This is a genomic window from Alcanivorax sp. HI0044 (assembly GCF_001634945.1).
The window spans coordinates 1-679 of record NZ_LWEZ01001789.1 but is presented as its reverse complement, the minus strand read 5'-3'; the positions used below and the strand labels follow the sequence as shown (position 1 = coordinate 679).

The following is a 679-nucleotide window of genomic DNA, read 5'->3' as shown; positions in this document are numbered from 1 at the left end:
CGCCTACAACCCGAAGCGCGGCGCCAAGGTGATTGCCTGGGCCCGTGACTTCCTGGACAACTATTTCCCGCTGGCCAGCGGCTCCCATAAGGACAGCACTGGTTACGCCATCGAAGACGGCAAGCTGGTTGTGTCCCTGGGTTCAGAAAAAACCGGCCTGAAAGACGAATCCCAGCTGCAGGGTTACCTGGGCGATGCCGCCGCACCCACTGGTGTGCTGGTGAAGCACAACAACCTGCACGCGGAAATCCAGTTCGACGCCAGCCACCCGATCGGGGCTGACGATGCGGCCAACATGAAAGACGTGCTGCTGGAATCCGCCATCACCACCATCCAGGATTGCGAAGATTCCGTTGCCGCCGTTGACGCGGAAGACAAGGTCGAGGTGTACCGCAACTGGGCCGGTTTGATGAAAGGCGACCTGGAAGAAAGCTTCCAGAAAGGCGGCAAGACCATGACCCGCTCCATGAACGCGGACCGTGAATACACCGCGCTGGACGGCTCTTCCCTGACTTTGCATGGTCGTTCACTGCTGTTGGTCCGTAACGTGGGTCACCTGATGACCAACCCGGCGATCCTGCATAACGGGGAAGAAACCCCGGAAGGGATCATGGATGGCATGGTGACCGTGCTGGCCGCCATGCATGACCTGAAGAACATCAACAAGCTGAGCAACAGC

1 pseudogene is annotated in these 679 nt (G+C 59.2%); it reads left to right on the top strand.

Going from position 1 to position 679, the window contains the following annotated elements:
* Window positions 1-679: pseudogene (locus A3730_RS26740) on the top strand (malate synthase G); the annotation flags it as partial.